The organism is Streptomyces sp. NPDC039736 (assembly GCF_055596485.1).
This window is the reverse complement of sequence record NZ_JBVIUQ010000001.1, coordinates 720,171-737,719: the sequence shown is the minus strand read 5'-3', so window position 1 is coordinate 737,719 and position 17,549 is coordinate 720,171. Positions and strand designations below refer to the sequence as shown.

General features: G+C 71.1%; 14 protein-coding genes. 8 read left to right on the top strand and 6 right to left on the bottom strand.

The window, feature by feature from the left end:
• Positions 1 to 51: 51 nt before the first annotated feature.
• The 5 genes from ACZ56L_RS03100 to ACZ56L_RS03080 form a co-directional block, all read right to left on the bottom strand.
• Positions 52 to 1,386 (bottom strand): M20/M25/M40 family metallo-hydrolase, encoded by a 1,335-nt coding sequence (locus tag ACZ56L_RS03100; RefSeq protein WP_471060911.1) that lies wholly within the window; start codon positions 1,384 to 1,386, stop codon positions 52 to 54.
• Positions 1,379 to 2,212 carry a M55 family metallopeptidase gene (locus ACZ56L_RS03095; RefSeq protein ID WP_345218379.1) on the bottom strand — a complete coding sequence of 278 codons (834 nt, stop codon included), beginning with the start codon at positions 2,210 to 2,212 and terminating at the stop codon, positions 1,379 to 1,381. The genes ACZ56L_RS03100 and ACZ56L_RS03095 overlap by 8 nt, the downstream gene beginning before the upstream one ends.
• Positions 2,213 to 2,372: 160 nt before the next feature.
• Complete coding sequence (locus ACZ56L_RS03090) at positions 2,373 to 3,101, bottom strand: methyltransferase domain-containing protein (protein WP_471060908.1); 729 nt, start codon at positions 3,099 to 3,101, stop codon at positions 2,373 to 2,375.
• Between the two features lie 282 nt (positions 3,102 to 3,383).
• A complete protein-coding gene (locus tag ACZ56L_RS03085) occupies positions 3,384 to 5,873 on the bottom strand; it encodes an MFS transporter (protein WP_471060905.1) in 2,490 nt (829 codons plus the stop codon).
• 218 nt (positions 5,874 to 6,091) lie between these two features.
• Positions 6,092 to 6,538 (bottom strand): SRPBCC family protein, encoded by a 447-nt coding sequence (locus tag ACZ56L_RS03080; RefSeq protein ID WP_345218373.1) that lies wholly within the window; start codon positions 6,536 to 6,538, stop codon positions 6,092 to 6,094.
• 144 nt (positions 6,539 to 6,682) lie between these two features.
• Between ACZ56L_RS03080 and ACZ56L_RS03075 the strand changes: the two genes are divergently transcribed.
• Positions 6,683 to 7,285, top strand: coding sequence for a GNAT family N-acetyltransferase (locus ACZ56L_RS03075; protein ID WP_471060902.1), 603 nt, complete (start codon positions 6,683 to 6,685; stop codon positions 7,283 to 7,285).
• On the opposite strand, the gene ACZ56L_RS03070 is transcribed toward ACZ56L_RS03075, so the two are convergent.
• Positions 7,234 to 7,800 carry an adenylosuccinate lyase gene (locus tag ACZ56L_RS03070; protein ID WP_471060899.1) on the bottom strand — a complete coding sequence of 189 codons (567 nt, stop codon included), beginning with the start codon at positions 7,798 to 7,800 and terminating at the stop codon, positions 7,234 to 7,236. The genes ACZ56L_RS03075 and ACZ56L_RS03070 overlap by 52 nt on opposite strands.
• A gap of 378 nt (positions 7,801 to 8,178) precedes the next feature.
• Here ACZ56L_RS03070 and ACZ56L_RS03065 point away from each other — a divergent pair, with 378 nt between their 5' ends.
• From ACZ56L_RS03065 to ACZ56L_RS03035, 7 genes are all read left to right on the top strand, one after another.
• Positions 8,179 to 9,984 carry a 3-hydroxyacyl-CoA dehydrogenase family protein gene (locus ACZ56L_RS03065; protein WP_471060896.1) on the top strand — a complete coding sequence of 602 codons (1,806 nt, stop codon included), beginning with the start codon at positions 8,179 to 8,181 and terminating at the stop codon, positions 9,982 to 9,984.
• Between the two features lie 79 nt (positions 9,985 to 10,063).
• Positions 10,064 to 10,903 carry a TetR family transcriptional regulator gene (locus ACZ56L_RS03060; RefSeq protein ID WP_380837743.1) on the top strand — a complete coding sequence of 280 codons (840 nt, stop codon included), beginning with the start codon at positions 10,064 to 10,066 and terminating at the stop codon, positions 10,901 to 10,903.
• 489 nt (positions 10,904 to 11,392) lie between these two features.
• Positions 11,393 to 12,730 carry a crotonyl-CoA carboxylase/reductase gene (gene ccrA, locus ACZ56L_RS03055; RefSeq protein WP_401759041.1) on the top strand — a complete coding sequence of 446 codons (1,338 nt, stop codon included), beginning with the start codon at positions 11,393 to 11,395 and terminating at the stop codon, positions 12,728 to 12,730.
• Between the two features lie 53 nt (positions 12,731 to 12,783).
• Positions 12,784 to 14,811 carry a protein meaA gene (locus ACZ56L_RS03050; RefSeq protein ID WP_471061678.1) on the top strand — a complete coding sequence of 676 codons (2,028 nt, stop codon included), beginning with the start codon at positions 12,784 to 12,786 and terminating at the stop codon, positions 14,809 to 14,811.
• Entirely contained in the window at positions 14,808 to 15,767 is a 960-nt protein-coding gene (locus ACZ56L_RS03045) for an HpcH/HpaI aldolase/citrate lyase family protein (RefSeq protein ID WP_345218359.1), read from the top strand. The genes ACZ56L_RS03050 and ACZ56L_RS03045 overlap by 4 nt, the downstream gene beginning before the upstream one ends.
• A 5-nt stretch (positions 15,768 to 15,772) precedes the next feature.
• Entirely contained in the window at positions 15,773 to 16,285 is a 513-nt protein-coding gene (locus ACZ56L_RS03040) for a MaoC family dehydratase (protein ID WP_345218358.1), read from the top strand.
• Between the two features lie 2 nt (positions 16,286 to 16,287).
• On the top strand, positions 16,288 to 17,493 hold the full coding sequence (locus tag ACZ56L_RS03035) for an acyl-CoA dehydrogenase family protein (protein WP_471060891.1): 1,206 nt from the start codon (positions 16,288 to 16,290) through the stop codon (positions 17,491 to 17,493).
• Positions 17,494 to 17,549: the final 56 nt, after the last annotated feature.

Here is a 17,549-nt window from a genome sequence, read left to right as displayed (position 1 = left end):
CTGCGGTCTGTGCTTCGGTACGGATCCGTACGGATCCACGGCGCGAGCGGTTCACGCGTGCCGTAGGTAATGGTCCAGGACGCGCACCCCGAAGTGCAGTGCTTCGACCGGGACGCGTTCGTCGACCCCGTGGAAGAGTGCACCGTAGTCGAAGCCCTCGGGAAGCCGCAGCGGCGAGAAGCCGTAGCCGGTGATGCCGAGCCGGGAGAACTGCTTGGCGTCCGTGCCCCCCGACATGCAGAACGGCACCACATGCCCTTCGGGTGCGAACTTCCGCACGGCTGCCGCCAGTTGGCGGTACGTCGCGGAGTCGGCCGGCGCTTCGACGGCGGGCGAGCGGTGGTGGAACTCCCAGTCGACGTGCTCCCCGGTGAGGGCGTCCAGGGTGGCCCGGAACTCGTCCTCGCCGCCGGGCAGAAACCTTCCGTCGATGTACGCGGTCGCGCTGCCGGGAATGACGTTGACCTTGTACCCGGCGTCCAGCATGGTCGGATTCGTGCTGTTGCGCACGGTTGCTTCCACGAGGGCCGCGGCCGGGCCCAGCTTGTTCAGGACGGCGTCGACGTCGTAGCCGGGGTCGTCCGGGTCGGGCACGTCCAGGTCGTGCAGGGCGGCCAGTTCGCGCAGACAGGCCCGTACGGTCGGGGTGAGGCGGACCGGCCAGTCGTGCTCGCCGATCCGGGCGACGGCGGCGGCGACGCGGCTGACCGCGTTCTGCCCGTTGACCTTGGAGCCATGGCCCGCCGTGCCGTACCCCGTCAGCTTGAGCCAGGCCGTGCCCCGCTCCCCCGCGGCGATGGGGTAGATCCGGCGGCCGGGGCCGGCGTGGAAGGTGTACGCGCCGGACTCGCCGATGCCCTCGGTGCAGCCGTCGAAGAGGTCCGCGTGCTCCTCCACCAGGAAGTCCGCGCCGTCGACCGCGCTGGCCTCCTCGTCGGCGGTGTACGCGAGGACGATGTCCCGGCGCGGGCGCACCCCGGCGCGCGCCCAGGCCCGTACGACGGACAGCACCATCGCGTCCATGTTCTTCATGTCGACCGCGCCGCGCCCCCACACCACCCCGTCCCGCACCTCGCCGGAGAACGGGTGCACCGACCAGTCGGCGGGCTCGGCGGGCACGACGTCCAGGTGGCCGTGGACCAGCAGGGCGTCGGCGGACGGGTCGGTGCCGGGGATGCGGGCGACGACGTTGGTACGGCCCTCGGTGCGTTCCAGGAGCCGCACGTCCAGGCCGGCGGCGGCGAGGCGCTCGGCCGCGTACTCGGCGGCGGGGCGCTCGCGGCAGTCGCCGCCGCCGCGGTTGCTGGTGTCGATGCGGATGAGGTCGGAGGTGAAGGACACCACCTCGTCCAGTGCCGTCTGATCCACCACGACGTGATCATCCATACTGCTCCTCCACGGCGGCCGAGACGATCGTCGTGACCGCCTTGAAGGTACGAATGCCCTCATACATCGTGGGGCTGGTGTAGGCGACACGCCGTTCACCGGATCGGGCCACTCCGGGGACGACGGTCGCGGCGTCCGACAGGTGGGCGGCGTCGAACTCCAGCTCCACGGTGAACGGGCCGCCGCGGACGGGCTCGTGGCGTACGGCCAGCGCGGCCGCCTCCTTGGCCGCGGCCCGGATGTCGGCGGCCGTGCGGGCGGGCGGGCGGCAGACCGCCGCGTACCGCGAGACGTGCTCCTTGACGGCGACCTTGCGCGCGCCCGGCGCGTACCCCTCGGCGTCCCGGCAGGTCAGGTCGTCGCCGGTGACCAGGACGACCGGGACCCCGTACTCCGCGACGACGTGCGCGTTCAGCAGGCCCTCGCTGGCGCGCCTGCCGTTGAGCCAGACGCCCGTGATGGAGTTGGCGAGGTAGGTGTGGGCGAGGACGCCGTCGTCGCCCGCGCCCGTGTGGTAGCCGACGAAGGCGATGCCGTCGACGTCGTCGTGCTGGACGCCCTCGACCATGCTGAGCGACTTGTGGCGGCCGGTGAGCATCCGGGCGCGTTCGTCGAGCCGTTCGAGCAGCAGGTTGCGCATGGTCCAGTGGGCCTCGTTGACGAGGACCTCGTCCGCGCCGCCGTCGTGGAAGCCGAGCACGGCCGCGTTCACGTCGGAGGTGAACATCGCCCGGCAGCGCTCCCACTGCGGGGTGCCCGGCAGCACGTCGGCGGGCCAGGTGACGCCGGTGGCGCCCTCCATGTCGGCGCTGATGAGGATCTTCACTTCCGGTCCCGCCCTTCGTCGCGCGGCGCGGGCCGGTCCTCCCGCCGCCGAGGTCACTTCGGCACAGCGGATTCACCGTACTCAACGGGGCGGCCCGGCGGCCGCCGCGGGCCCGCCGGGCCGCTTGCGCCGCGCCCGCGGCAACGATGTCACGGGCGGGTCACCCGCCCGGCCGCCCGACCACGAGCCATTGCGAGGGCAGTTCGATGCGGGTGCCGTCGGGGCGGTACTCGGTGGTCGTCAGCGGCAGTTCCCCGCCGGCCAGTACGTCGAGTCCGGCCGCCCGGAAGAGGTCCGGCACCTGGCCGTCCGGCATCACGCCGGGGGCGATGCCGTGCGCGAGGACGGGCCGGAGCTTGGGCGGCGGGCCGTCGGGGCCGAGGGCCAGCTCGCGCAGGATGCGCCCGGCGCTCTCGTCGGGCTCGACCACGAAGGCCCGGCCGCGCTCACCGAGCAGGACGGCCACCGCCGCGGCGAGCGGCGCCCGGTCCAGGGGTTCGCACTGGTGCAGGACGCAGCGCAGGTACACCTGGGCGTCGCCGAGTTCGCCGTGCAGCCGCTGGACGGCGGCGGGCTCGGTGGCGTCGGCGATGCTGAACGCCACCTGGCCGTCGGGGTCGCCGCGGCGGGCACGGGCGACGGCGGCCGGGGCGAGGTCCACTCCCGCGACGTGCTCGAAGCGGTCGGCGAGATAGAGGGTCTGGGTCCCGTTGCCGCAGCCGAGGTCGACGACGGGCAGGGCCGGGTCGGTCATGTGCGGCTCGAACAGGGCGAGGTGGATGCCGGCGGTGAGGGCGGGCTCGGCGTCCCACAGGACGGCCCCGGCCCGGTCCGGAACGTCCTGCCAGAAGCCTTCCCAGGCGTCCTTGTAGCGGCTCGTCACGCTCATGCTCAGCTCCCGGGGGTGCGATGGGCCAGGTGTGAAGATCGCTTCCACCGTCCCCCGCGCCGAGGCGCACGACAAGGTGTCGACATACACCTTTGTCGGCCGTTCGAGCTGCGCCGACGGCCGTGCACGCCGCGCACGCGCCGTGCGCGCTGGGGTTGACAGAACGGAAGCGGACGGTCCCCGGAGGGTGTCCGTCCGCTTCCGTCCGCCCGGTGCGGGACGCGGGGCCACGGGGGTGGCGCGGGGGTGGCCCCGGGGTGGCGCGGAGGTGCGTCGCCGACGTCAGTCCTCGTGGCCGAGCTGCAGGTCGCGCTCGGTGCGCCCGCCGCCCGCGACCTGCAGGACGGTGGCCACCGGCGGATAGCCCGCCGCGATCACCGTGTACTCGCCGGACGACAGGTCCACGAAGCGGAAGGTGCCGTCGGAGCCGGTGGTGAGTGTGTCCACCACGTTGCCCGCCGCATCCAGCAGGGTGACCCGGGCGTCCTCGACCGCCCGCCCGCCGCCCGCCCGCACGGTGCCGCGCAGCACCGCGCCGCCGGCCAGCTCGACGTCCTGCCGGGTCTCGCGGGAGGCCTGCACGCTCACCGGCAGCGCGGCGGGCCGGTAGGCGGGGGCACTGGCCGCCAGGGTGTACTCCCCCGCCACCAGCTCCGAGATGACGTAGGCCCCGTCACGGCCGCTGCGGGTGGAGGCGACCACCTCGCCCCGTACGTCCGTGAGCGTCACGGCGGCGTCCCGCACCGGGTTCCCGTCGGCGGTGAGCACCGATCCGGCGAGGCGGCCGGCGCCGCCGAGGACGACGTCCAGTTCCACCGGCCGCTCCCCCACGGTGACCGTGACGGCCTGCGGCTGGTGGCCCTGGGCCGCGGCGATCAGGACGTACGAACCGGGTCCGCGCACGCTCAGCGCGTACCGCCCGTCACCGCCGCTGGCGCCGCGCCCGACCTGCCGTCCGCCGACGTCGATGAGGGTGAGCGCGGCGCTCGGCACGACGGAGCCGTCGTGGTGCTGGACGGTGCCGCAGACCGGCACCCCTCCCGACTGCTGCACCGGAAGCGGGAGTTGGGGCGTGGGAAGCGGCGGCGCCACCAGGGTCTCGGGGGCCTCGGGTGCTTCGGCGGGGGCGTTGTGCGCGGACACCAGTGGTTTCTCCTTGAGGAAGCAGGCGATGAGCAGGCCGAGCACGAGCACCGGCACGAGGTAGAGGAAGATCCGCGGCATCGCCACGGCGTACGCCTCGATGTAGGCGTCGCGCAGCGGCGGCGGCATGGCGTGCACCAGTTGCGGGGTGATGGACGCCGGGTCCGGCAGGGTGACGCCCGACGGCAGCGAGCCGGCGAGCGCGTCCACGAGCCGTCCGGCGAAGAGGGTGCCGAAGACGGCGGCGCCGATGCTGCCGCCCATCTGCCGGAAGTAGTTGTTGGCGCTGGTGGCGGTGCCGAGGTCGCCGGGCCCGACGGAGTTCTGCACGGCCAGGACGAGCACCGGCATGATCAGCCCGATGCCGACGCCGAGCACGGCCATCCACAGGCTGTACTCCAGTTGCGAGGTGCCGATCTCCAGGCGGGACAGCAGCCACATGCCGAGGGCGGCCAGCGCGCTGCCGGCGATCGGGTAGACCCGGTAGTGCCCGGTCTTGCTGATCAACTGTCCCGAGACGATGGAGGCGATGACGACGCCGCCCATCATCGGCAGCATCAGCAGCCCGGACTCGGTGGCACTGGCCCCGTCGACCATCTGGAGGAAGGTCGGCAGGTAGCTGGCCGCGCCGAAGAGGGCGATGCCGACGACGGCGCCGACGAGCCCGGTGATGTTGAAGACGGAGTCGCGGAACAGCCGCAGCGGAATGATCGGTTCGGGTGCGTAGTGCTCGACGACGAGGAACAGCAGGGACGTTCCGGCGGCTCCGGCGGCGAGCCCGAGGATGACGCGCGAGTCCCAGTCGTACTCCGTGCCGCCCCAGCTCGTGATGAGGACCAGGCAGGTGGACGCAGCGGCGAGCAGGACCGCGCCCATGATGTCGAGCCGGGGCCGGATGGTCGGCTTGGGCAACTTCAGCACCACGGCGACGACGGCCAGGGTGACGAGGCCGAACGGCACGTTGATGTAGAAGCACCAGCGCCAGGAGGCGTGGTCGGTGAAGAACCCGCCGAGCAGCGGTCCCGCGACGGAGGCGAGCCCGAAGGCCGCGCCGATCAGGCCCATGAACCGGCCGCGCCTGCGCGGCGGCACGATGTCCGCGATGATCGCCTGCACGCCGATCATGAGCCCGCCCGCGCCCGCGCCCTGGAGCGCGCGGAAGGCGATCAGCTCGTCCATGGTCCGCGACCAGCCGGCCAGCCCCGAGCCGACGACGAAGACGACGATCGCGAAGAGGAAGACGCCCTTGCGGCCGAAGAGGTCGCCGAGCTTTCCGTAGATCGGCAGGCCGATGGTCGAGGTCAGGAGGTAGGCGGTGATCGCCCAGGACATCCGGTCCAGGCCCTGGAGATCGCCGACGATCTTCGGCAGGGCGGTGGCCACGATCATCTGCTCCAGAGCCGCGAGGAGCAGCGCGAGCATCAGCCCGAAGAAGACGAGCCGGATCCGGCGGGGGCTGAACTCACCGGCGGGGGCGCCCTGTCCGGGGCCGGGCGGACTTCCGTCGGCGGCCGTGCCCGACCGGTCCGGCCGTACCGCCTGCTCGATGTCGAACACGTCCTGCCCGGCGGGGACATGACCGGACGCCCATGCGTCCCGGTCGTCCTCCACCAGAGTGCTGCCGCCCACGTCACTGCTCCCCTCGTCGCGCCTCTCGTCACGCCTGCGCCGCCCATTTGTCGCATCGGGCGACAAGGCGGAGCAAGCGCGACGATTGACGCGCAGGGGGTACGCGGGGTGAATTCGGGCCGGTGGGAGCCCCTACGGCGTACAACGGACCGGCACGGAAGACCACTCGAACCGGTGAGTCGGCCTGCTGCCCGTAACGGCCTTGGCGGTGCGGGGAGTTACTTCTTCTCGACCTCGGCGGCGAGGTTGGCGAGCACCGCGTCGTGGATGCGGGCGAGGCCCTTGGGCGCGAAGGTGCGCTCGAAGAAGCCGCCGATGCCGGTCGCGCCGTTCCATACGGACGTGACGACGGCCTTGGCGGAACCCTCGCCGGCGGGGGTGACGGTCCAGGTGGTCACCATGGAGGAGTTGCGGTCCTTCTCCACGAGTTGGCCGTCGGTCGGCTCGGTGACCTCCAGCAGGCAGTCGCGGACCCGCTTGCTGGTGGCCTGGAGCTTCCAGTGCACGAGGGTGCCCTCGCCGTCGCCGCCCTCGCGCACCTCGTACTCGCTGAAGTGCTCGGGGAGGATCTTGCCGCGCGTGCCGCTGTAGTCGGCCAGCGTGTCGAACACCGTCTCCGCATCCGCCGCGATGATGCGCTCCGTCGTGGCCTCTACCTGCGCCATGCCTCTTCCTCCAGCACTTGAAATCCTCGGGGGGCGCCCGCCGGGGCGGCGGGCCCCTCTCAGTGGGTGCGCTCACCCAACCACCTCGGGGGCGGGGGCCAAAATCGGGACGACGCCCCGTCGGTACGGGGCTAGCGTTCCGCCATGGACACCGCAGCGCCGCCCGCCCCGCCGAACACCCCCGTCCGCGTACGCCCCATGACCCTCGACGACGTTCCCGCCGTGGCCGCCTGCCGGGTGCGCGGATGGCGGCACGCCTACGCGGGGATCGTGCCGCGGTCCTCCCTCGACCGCCTGGACCTCGCCGAGGAGGCCGCCTTGCGCCGCACCCACTTCACGCAGGCGGGCCCCCGGGTGGTGAACCTCGTCGCGGAGCGCGGCGGGCAGGTCGTCGCCTGGGCCTGCTTCGGGCCGTACCGGGAAACGGGCGGCACGCCCCCGCACAGCACCGCCGAGCGGCCGGCCGCTGAGCTGTACACCCTCTACGCGCTCCCCGAGCACCACGCGACGGGCGCGGGCCGGGCACTGATGGCCGCGTGCCGGGAGCGGGCGCGCGCCGCCGGATTCGCCGCGCTGAGCCTGTGGGTGCTCAAGGAGAACGCGGTGGCCCGCCGCTTCTACGAGAAGGCCGGATGCGTCCGGGACGGCGCCGAGGAGTCCCACGAGCTCGACGGCGTCGCCCTCCGGGAGGTGCGTTACGTCAGCCTGCTGAGCGCCGCCGCTGCCGCCGCCCCCAGCCGGGGGTGATCGAGCGCCGCGTCCAGCACCTGCGTCGCCCGTACGTCGCGGAGCCGCCCGAGGCCCTCCACGCAGGCCAGCGCCACCCGCCAGTGCGGGTCGTTCGGGGCGAGCAGACCGCGCAGGGTGGTGATCAGCGCGGGCACGGACTCGGGGGCGCGGAGCTCGGTCAGCAGGCGCACGGGCTGCATCGCGTAGGCGGTGCGCAGGGGGTTGGTGGCGAGCGCGGCCGCGGCCTTCGCCGTCCGCGGGTCGCCGAGCCTGGCCAGCGCGTACGCAGCGGAGACACAGCGTTCGGGGTCGCGGTGGTTGAGCAGGAGGACGAGGGACTCGAAGGCGCGCCGGTCGCCCGCGCAGCCGAGCCGGAAGGCGGCCAGCTCCCGTGCCCAGAGCGGCTGCTCCGGTGCGGTCAGGACGCGGGCGAGTATCGCGTGGTCGTCGGTGCCGATGAGTGTCTCGTAGGCGGCGGACTTCCCGGCCTCTTCGCCCAGCCGGTCGATCAGGGACCGCAGTTCCTCGTCCATGCGGCCAGCGTAGCCAGCGCGGGGGGACGACGGGCGGCGCAGATCACATCCGGCCACCCCCGCCGGGGGCTGGCGCGCTCGTTACTCGGCGGTTAGCCTCAAGTGAGCGGGCCGCCCCCACCACGGGGCCCAACACCCGCTGACAGATCGACTCTTGGCGGCCTGGTGACGCAGCCGCCCGGAGAGCCAGTCGGTTCGGCGTTCTCGCTCCACGCGTACGGCACCGGCCCCGGGACAGGGCCCCGCCGCTTGCAGCACCACCTCTCACGACGCCTGCCGTCCGCCCGCGCCCTCCTGTCGCGCGCGCCGACGGTCCGTCGGCCGCCCTTCGCGCAGACGCCCCTCGTCCCAGTCGTCACTCATCCCTGGAGTCCCGTGATGGACACCCCTGTCTCCACCACCCCTCTTTCTCCCCTCGCCACCGTCGCCGTCGTCGGCCTCGGCACCATGGGCACCGGAATCACCGAGGTCCTGCTGCGTGCCGGACGGACCGTGATCGGCATCGACCTCCACGCCGACGCCGTGCACCGGGCCGTCGCCGCCGTCGAGGCGTCCACCGCCCGCGCCGTCCGCAAGGAGCGGCTGAGCGAGATCGACCGGGCGCAGGCGCTGGCCCGGTTCCGTACCGCTGTCGACCTGTCCGCGGCCGCCGACGCGGACCTCGTGATCGAGGTCGTGCCCGAGTCGTACGAGGTCAAGCACCAGGTCTTCCGCGCCCTGGACGGCATCGTCCGCCCGGACACCATCCTCGCCACCGGCACCAACGCGCTCTCCGTGACCCGGCTCGCCGCGGACTCCGCGCGCCCCGAGCGCGTGCTCGGGATGCACTTCTTCAACCCGGCCCCGGCGATGAAGCTGGTCGAGGTGGTCTCCTCGGTGCTCACCGCGCCGACCGCCGTCGCCGCCGTCACCGACCTCGCGCACGACCTGGGCAAGGAGCCGGTGGCGGTCGGCGACCGCCCCGGCTTCGTGGCGGACGGGCTGCTGTTCGGCTACCTGAACCAGGCGGCCGCGATGTACGAGGCCAAGTACGCCTCCCGCGAGGACATCGACGCGGCGATGAGGCTGGGCTGCGGCCTGCCGATGGGCCCGCTCGCCCTGCTCGACCTGATCGGCATCGACACCGCGCGCACCGTCCTGGAGGCCATGTACGCGGAGTCGCACGACCGGCTGCACGCCCCGGCCCCCGTCCTCAAGCAGCTCGGCGCGGCCGGGCTGACCGGCCGCAAGGCGGGCCGCGGGTTCTACACGTACGAGGCTCCGGGCAGCGCGACCGTGGTCGAGGACGCCCTGACCCCTCCTGCCGCCGCCCCGCCCGCCGACGGCCGGGAGATCCGCTCGGTGGGCGTCGCGGGTTCCGGGACGATGGCCTCGGGCATCGCGGAGGTCTTCGCCAAGGCCGGGTACCAGGTCGTTCTGGCGGCCCGCAGCGGCGAGAAGGCGGAGGCGGCCAAGGCCCGCATCGGCACCTCCCTGGCCCGCTCGGTCGCCAAGGGCCGGATGACGGCCGAGGCCCGGGAGGACACCCTCGGCCGGATCGCCGCGGCGGGCTCCCTGGACGCCTTCGCCGACGTGGACCTGGCGCTGGAGGCGGTCGCCGAGGACCTGGAGGTCAAGCAGCAGCTCTTCGCGGCGTTCGACAAGGTCTGCAAGCCGGGCGCGATCCTGGCCACCACCACCTCCTCGCTGCCCGTCGTCGCCTGCGCCCGCGCCACCTCGCGGCCCCAGGACGTGATCGGGATGCACTTCTTCAACCCGGCCCCGGCGATGAAGCTGGTCGAGATCGTCCGTACGGTGCTGACCGCCGACGACGTGCACGCCACCGTCCGCGACCTCACCGTCAGGATCCGCAAGCATCCGGTGGACTGCGGCGACCGGGCCGGCTTCATCGTCAACGCGCTCCTCTTCCCGTACCTGAACAACGCGATCAAGATGGTGCAGGAGCACTACGCGTCGCTGGACGACATCGACGCCGCGATGAAGCTGGGCGGCGGCTACCCGATGGGCCCCTTCGAGCTCCTGGACGTGGTCGGCCTGGACGTCTCGCTCGCCATCGAGCAGGTCCTGCACCGCGAGTTCCGCGACCCGGGCCTGGCCCCCGCGCCGCTGCTCGAACACCTGGTGGCGGCGGGCTGCCTGGGCCGCAAGACCGGCCGGGGCTTCCGGGAGTATGCGCGCAGGTAGGCAGGCGGGTTCGTCCGGGTGGGGCGGGCTGCTGGAAGACGGCGGCGGCCCGCCCCCTCAGGCGCGCTCTCCTGCGCGGATGGGTTACGTTCAGGGCATGCCCCAGGCCCCCAGGACTTCCCGAACGAACTCCGCACCCGACGTGCCCGAGAGCGCGGCGGGTTCGCGCGCGGCCGCTCAGCGCCTCAAGATGCGCCGCGAGCTGTCCGCCGCCGCGATGGAGCTCTTCGCGACGAAGGGGTACGAGGCGACCACCGTCGACGAGATCGCCGCGGCGGGCGGCGTCGCCCGGCGCACCTTCTTCCGCCACTTCCGCTCCAAGGAAGAGGCGATCTTCCCCGACCACGACGACACGCTGGTGCGGGCCGAGGCGGTGCTCCACGCGGCGCCCGCGCACGAGCACCCGCTCGACACGGTGTGCCGGGGCATCAAGGAGGTCATGCGGATGTACGCGGCGGCTCCCGCCGTGTCCGTGGCCCGCTACAAGCTGACCCGCGAGGTGCCGACCCTGCGGGAGGCGGAGATCGCCTCGGTGGCCCGTTACGAGCGCCTGTTCACGCGCTATCTGCTGGGTCACTTCGACGAGCACGACCACCAGCCCGGCAACGACGACCCGCTGCTCGCGGAGGTCGCCGCCTCCGCGGTGGTCACCGCGCACAACCACGTCCTGCGCCGCTGGCTGCGGGCGGGCGGCCAGGGCGACGTGGAGACGCAGCTCGACCACGCCTTCGCGATCGTCCGGGACACCTTCGGCACCGGGATCGGGGCCGGGCGCACCGCCCGCGGTGAGTCCGCTCCGGCCGAGTCCGCTCCGGCGGCCGTCCGCCGGGACGGCGAGGTGCTGGTGGCGGTGGCGCGCACGGACGCGCCGCTGGACGAGGTCATGCGGACCATCGAGGAGGCGCTGAAACAGCGTTGAAGCAGCGCTGAAACAGCACGGAGAGCGCGCGCCGGGCCCCGGGCCGGGCTGCTGAGACGCACACCACGAAAGAAGCCGTTCCCCCTGGTGGGAGCGGCTTTTTTCATGCCCCAACGCGGCCGAACCGGACATCCGGCGGCCCGCTCTCGATCGATCATCGCGCAGATGCGCAGGCCAGTGACCAAGTGAGCGAATTTGTTGGCACTCAGTGCCTTGCGGCCTGTCACGGGGTGCCATACGTTGATGTTGTCCGGGTGGCCGGGACGCGGCGAACGCGCACCCCGGCTGTCCCCGCCCACCCCCGGTGGGCGCACCCGGACGCCTGCGTCACAGGCACCTCCCGCGCACACCCCCGCGCCGCCGAGAACACCGCAGCACCGCCGGACCGACGGCACACCTCCACCCCACCACCCCCTCACACCACCCTCAGCACCCCGACGACCCCTCAAAGCGCTCCTCTCTCAAGAGCCGCTCCGCCGGAGGCACACCGTGAAGGAAATCCTGGACGCGATCCAGTCGCAGGAAGCGACGGCCGCGGACTACGCCGCCCTCTCGCTCCCCGAGTCGTACCGCGCGATCACCGTGCACAAGGACGAGACCGAGATGTTCTCGGGTCTCACCACCCGCGAGAAGGACCCCCGCAAGTCGATCCACCTGGACGACGTGCCGGTCCCCGAACTCGGCCCGGGCGAGGCCCTGGTGGCGGTGATGGCCAGTTCGGTGAACTACAACTCCGTCTGGACCTCGATCTTCGAGCCGGTCTCGACCTTCAGCTTCCTCGAACGCTACGGCCGTCTCAGCGAGTTGACGAAGCGTCACGACCTGCCGTACCACATCATCGGCTCCGACCTGGCGGGCGTCGTGCTGCGCACCGGCCCCGGCGTGAACGCCTGGAACCCCGGCGACGAGGTCGTCGCGCACTGCCTGTCCGTCGAGCTGGAGTCCTCCGACGGCCACAACGACACGATGCTCGACCCCGAGCAGCGCATCTGGGGCTTCGAGACCAACTTCGGCGGTCTGGCGGAGATCGCACTCGTCAAGTCCAACCAGCTCATGCCGAAGCCGGACCACCTGAGCTGGGAGGAGGCCGCCGCTCCCGGACTGGTCAACTCCACCGCGTACCGCCAGCTGGTCTCGCGCAACGGGGCCGGCATGAAGCAGGGCGACAACGTCCTGATCTGGGGCGCGAGCGGCGGGCTCGGTTCGTACGCCACCCAGTTCGCCCTCGCGGGCGGCGCGAACCCGATCTGCGTCGTCTCCAGCGAGCAGAAGGCGGAGATCTGCCGGTCCATGGGCGCGGAGGCGATCATCGACCGCAGTGCCGAGGGCTACAAGTTCTGGAAGGACGAGCGCACCCAGGACCCGAAGGAGTGGAAGCGCTTCGGCAAGCGCATCCGCGAGTTCACCGGCGGCGAGGACATCGACATCGTCTTCGAGCACCCGGGCCGCGAGACCTTCGGCGCGAGCGTGTACGTCACCCGCAAGGGCGGCACGATCACCACCTGCGCCTCCACCTCGGGGTACATGCACGAGTACGACAACCGCTACCTGTGGATGTCCCTGAAGCGCATCATCGGCTCGCACTTCGCCAACTACCGCGAGGCGTGGGAGGCCAACCGCCTGATCGCCAAGGGCAAGATCCACCCGACGCTCTCGAAGGTGTACTCCCTCGAAGACACCGGGCAGGCCGCCTACGACGTCCACCGCAACCTGCACCAGGGCAAGGTCGGCGTCCTCGCGCTGGCTCCGCGCGAGGGGCTCGGCGTCCGCGACCACGAGAAGCGCGCGCAGCACATCGACGCCATCAACCGCTTCCGGAACGTCTGATGGCCACCGACCGCCAGCCCGGTAACGAGCGCCGGAAGGACCGGCCCTGGCTCATGCGGACGTACGCCGGTCACTCGACCGCCGAGGCGTCCAACGCGCTCTACCGCAACAACCTCTCCAAGGGCCAGACCGGGCTGTCGGTCGCGTTCGACCTGCCCACGCAGACCGGTTACGACCCCGACCACATCCTCGCCCGCGGCGAGGTCGGCCGGGTCGGGGTCCCCGTCTCCCACCTCGGCGACATGCGCCGCCTGTTCCAGGACATCCCGCTGGAGCAGATGAACACCTCGATGACCATCAACGCCACCGCGATGTGGCTGCTGGCCCTCTACCAGGTGGTCGCCGAGGAGCAGGGCGCGGACGTCTCCCAGCTCCAGGGCACCACCCAGAACGACATCGTCAAGGAGTACCTCTCGCGCGGGACGCACGTCTTCCCGCCCGGTCCCTCCCTGCGGCTGACCACCGACATGATCTGCTACACGGTCAACAACATCCCCAAGTGGAACCCCATCAACATCTGCTCGTACCACCTCCAGGAGGCGGGAGCCACCCCCGTCCAGGAGATCGCGTACGCGATGTCCACCGCCATCGCCGTCCTGGACTCGGTCTTCGCCTCGGGCCAGATCCCCGACGAGCGGCGCGGCGACGTCGTCGCCCGCATCTCGTTCTTCGTGAACGCCGGCGTCCGGTTCATCGAGGAGATGTGCAAGATGCGCGCCTTCGGCCGCATCTGGGACAAGATCACCCGGGAGCGGTACGGAATCGAGAACCCCAAGCAGCGCCGCTTCCGGTACGGCGTCCAGGTCAACTCCCTCGGCCTGACCGAGGCCCAGCCGGAGAACAACGTCCAGCGCATCGTGCTGGAGATGCTGGGCGTGACCCTCTCGAAGGACGCCCGCGCCCGCGCCGTCCAGCTCCCCGCCTGGAACGAGGCCCTGGGCCTGCCCCGCCCGTGGGACCAGCAGTGGTCCCTGCGCATCCAGCAGGTCCTGGCGCACGAGTCCGACCTCCTCGAATACGACGACATCTTCGAGGGCTCGCACGTCATCGAGGCCAAGGTGTCCTCGCTGGTCGACGAGTGCCTCGCCGAGATCGACCGCATCCAGGACATGGGCGGCGCGCTGGCCGCCGTCGAGTCCGGCTACCTCAAGTCCGAGCTGGTCGCCTCGCACGCGCTGCGCCGGGCCCGCATCGAGTCCGGCGAGGAGAAGATCGTCGGCGTCAACTCGTACGAGGCGACCGAACCGAGCCCCCTCACCTCGGACCTCGACACCGCGATCATGACCGTCGACCCGGCCGTCGAGGCCCGCGTGGTGGCCGCCCTCGGGGAGTGGCGCACCACCCGGGACGAGGCCAACGACCGCCAGGGCATGGGCGACCCGCTGGTCTTCCCCTCCACCGCGCAGGCCGTCGAGCGCCTCAAGGAGGCCGCCGCCTCCGACGAGAACCTGATGGAAGCCACCCTGGAGTGCGTGCGCGCCGGTGTCACCACCGGCGAGTGGGCGGGGGCGCTGCGCGAGGTGTTCGGCGAGTTCCGCGCCCCGACCGGCGTGTCCTCCGCCCCGGTGGCGGTCACCGCGGAGCCCGGGACGCCGTTGGCCCTCGTACGCGAGAAGGTGCGGCGGACGGCCGACGAGCTCGGGGCCGGGCGGCTGCGGCTGCTGGTCGGCAAGCCCGGTCTGGACGGGCATTCCAACGGGGCCGAGCAGATCGCCGTCCGGGCCCGTGACGCCGGCTTCGAGGTGGTCTACCAGGGGATCAGGCTGACCCCCGAGCAGATCGTCGGCGCCGCCCTCGCCGAGGACGTGCACTGCGTGGGCCTGTCCATCCTGTCCGGCTCGCACGCCGAGCTGGTGCCGGACGTACTGGAGAGGCTGCGGGAGGCGGGCGCCCCCGAACTCCCGGTGATCGTCGGCGGGATCATCCCGGGCGCCGACGGAGAGGCTTTGAAGAGGGCGGGCGTCGCCGCCGTCTTCACCCCGAAGGACTTCGGCATCACGGAGATCATCGGCCGTATCGTCGACGAGATCCGCACAGCGAACAAGCTCCGCCCCCTGGACATCTCGGAGGTCCCCGCATGACCGTGAATCGTCTTCGTCCCCGCCGTTCGTGTCTCGCGGTGCCGGGCTCGAACCCCCGCTTCCTGGAGAAGGCCCAGGGGCTGCCCGCCGACCAGGTCTTCCTGGACCTGGAGGACGCCTGCGCGCCGCTCGCCAAGCCCGAGGCGCGGCACACCATCGTGAAGTTCCTCAACGAGGGCGACTGGACCGGCAAGACCCGTGTCGTGCGCGTCAACGACTGGACGACCGAGTGGACGTACCGCGACGTGGTGACGGTCGTCGAGGGCGCCGGCCAGAACCTCGACTGCATCATGCTGCCGAAGGTCCAGGACGCCCAGCAGGTCGTCGCGCTCGACCTGCTCCTGACCCAGATCGAGAAGACGATGGGCTTCGAGGTCGGCAGGATCGGCATCGAGGCGCAGATCGAGAACGCGCGCGGCCTCAACAACGTCAACGCGATCGCCGAGGCCTCCCCGCGCACCGAGACGATCATCTTCGGCCCGGCCGACTTCATGGCGTCGATCAACATGAAGACGCTGGTGGTGGGCGAGCAGCCGCCGGGCTACGGCGCCGACGCGTACCACTACATCCTGATGAAGATCCTGATGGCGGCCCGCGCCAACGACCTCCAGGCCATCGACGGCCCCTACCTCCAGATCCGCAACGTCGACGGCTACCGCGAGGTCGCCCGGCGTGCCGCAGCGCTCGGCTTCGACGGCAAGTGGGTGCTGCACCCGGGCCAGGTCGAGGCGTCGAACGAGATCTTCTCGCCGTCCCAGGAGGACTTCGACCACGCCGAGCTGATCCTCGACGCGTACGAGTACTACACGTCCGAGGCGGGCGGCAAGAAGGGCTCCGCGATGCTCGGCGACGAGATGATCGACGAGGCCAGCCGCAAGATGGCGCTGGTGGTCTCGGGCAAGGGCCGGGCAGCCGGCATGAAGCGCACCTCGAAGTTCGAAGCCCCGGAGGCCTGATCACCATGCAGTTCGGACGCACCTTCGAGGAGTTCGAGGTCGGCGCGGTCTACAAGCACTGGCCCGGCAAGACGGTCACCGAGTACGACGACCACCTCTTCTGCCTCCTCACCATGAACCACCACCCGCTCCACCTGGACGGCAACTACGCGGAGAAGACGACCGACTTCGGCAAGAACGTCGTCGTCGGCAACTACGTCTACTCCCTGCTGCTCGGCATGTCGGTGCCGGACGTGTCGGGCAAGGCGATCGCCAACCTGGAGGTCGAGTCGCTCAAGCACATTGCGCCGACCTTCCACGGCGACACGATCTACGGCGAGACCGTCGTGCTCGGCAAGACGCCGTCGAGGTCGAAGAACGACCGCGGGATCGTCCACGTCGAGACCAGGGGCTACAAGCAGGACGGCACTGTCGTCTGCGTCTTCCGCCGCAAGGTGATGGTCCCGACCGAGACGTACATCAAGGAGCGCGGCGGCGAGCAGCCGGGCCGCCCGGAGCCGAAGACGCAGGAGAAGTGACCATGGCCCGTCTCGCCCAGACCGCCGGACTGACCGACGTCCAGCAGGAAATCCTCTCCACCGTCCGCAGCTTCGTCGACAAGGAGATCATCCCGGTCGCGACCGAGCTGGAGCACCGCGACGAGTACCCCACGCAGATCGTCGAGGGCCTCAAGGAGCTCGGTCTCTTCGGCCTGATGATCCCCGAGGAGTACGGCGGTCTGGGTGAGTCCCTTCTCACATATGCGCTCTGTGTGGAAGAGATCGCCCGCGGTTGGATGAGTGTGTCCGGAATCATCAACACGCACTTCATCGTGGCGTACATGCTCAAGCAGCACGGGACCCAGGAGCAGAAGGACGCCTTCCTGCCCCGGATGGCGCTCGGCGAGGTGCGCGGAGCCTTCTCGATGTCGGAGCCGGCGCTCGGCTCGGACGTGTCGGCGATCACCTCCAAGGGGGTGCGCGACGGCGAGGAGTACGTGCTCAACGGCCAGAAGATGTGGCTGACGAACGGCGGCACCTCCTCGCTGGTGGCCGTCCTGTGCCGCAGTGACGAGGGTCACCCGGAGGGCACGGCCCCGCACAGGTCGATGACCACCTTCCTGGTCGAGAAGGAGCCCGGATTCGGCGAGGTCCGCTCAGGCCTCACCATTCCCGGCAAGATCGACAAAATGGGATACAAGGGCGTCGACACCACCGAGTTGATCATGGACGGACTGCGCATTCCGGCCAATCGTGTGCTCGGCGGGACCACCGGCCGAGGGTTTTACCAAATGATGGACGGTGTCGAGGTCGGCCGCGTCAACGTCGCCGCCCGTGGCTGCGGCGTCGCCCAGCGTGCCTTCGAGTTGGGCGTCTCGTACGCCCAGCAGCGCCACACCTTCGGCAAACCGATCGCCCAGCACCAGGCGATCCAGTTCAAGCTGGCCGAGATGGCCACCAAGGTGGAGGCCGCCCATGCGATGATGGTCAATGCAGCACGCAAAAAGGACAGCGGGGAACGAAACGACCTCGAAGCAGGGATGGCCAAGTACCTGGCCTCCGAATACTGCAAGGAAGTCGTCGAGGACGCCTTCCGCATTCACGGCGGTTACGGGTTCTCGAAGGAGTACGAAATCGAGCGCCTCTACCGCGAGGCACCCATGCTGTTGATCGGTGAAGGTACCGCCGAGATCCAGAAAATGATCATTGGGCGGCGTCTGCTGGAGGAGTACCGGCTGCAGGGCTGATTGTCACCTTTGCGTAGATTTGGACGCGAAGAAGATCACACCCTGTCATCAGCTTC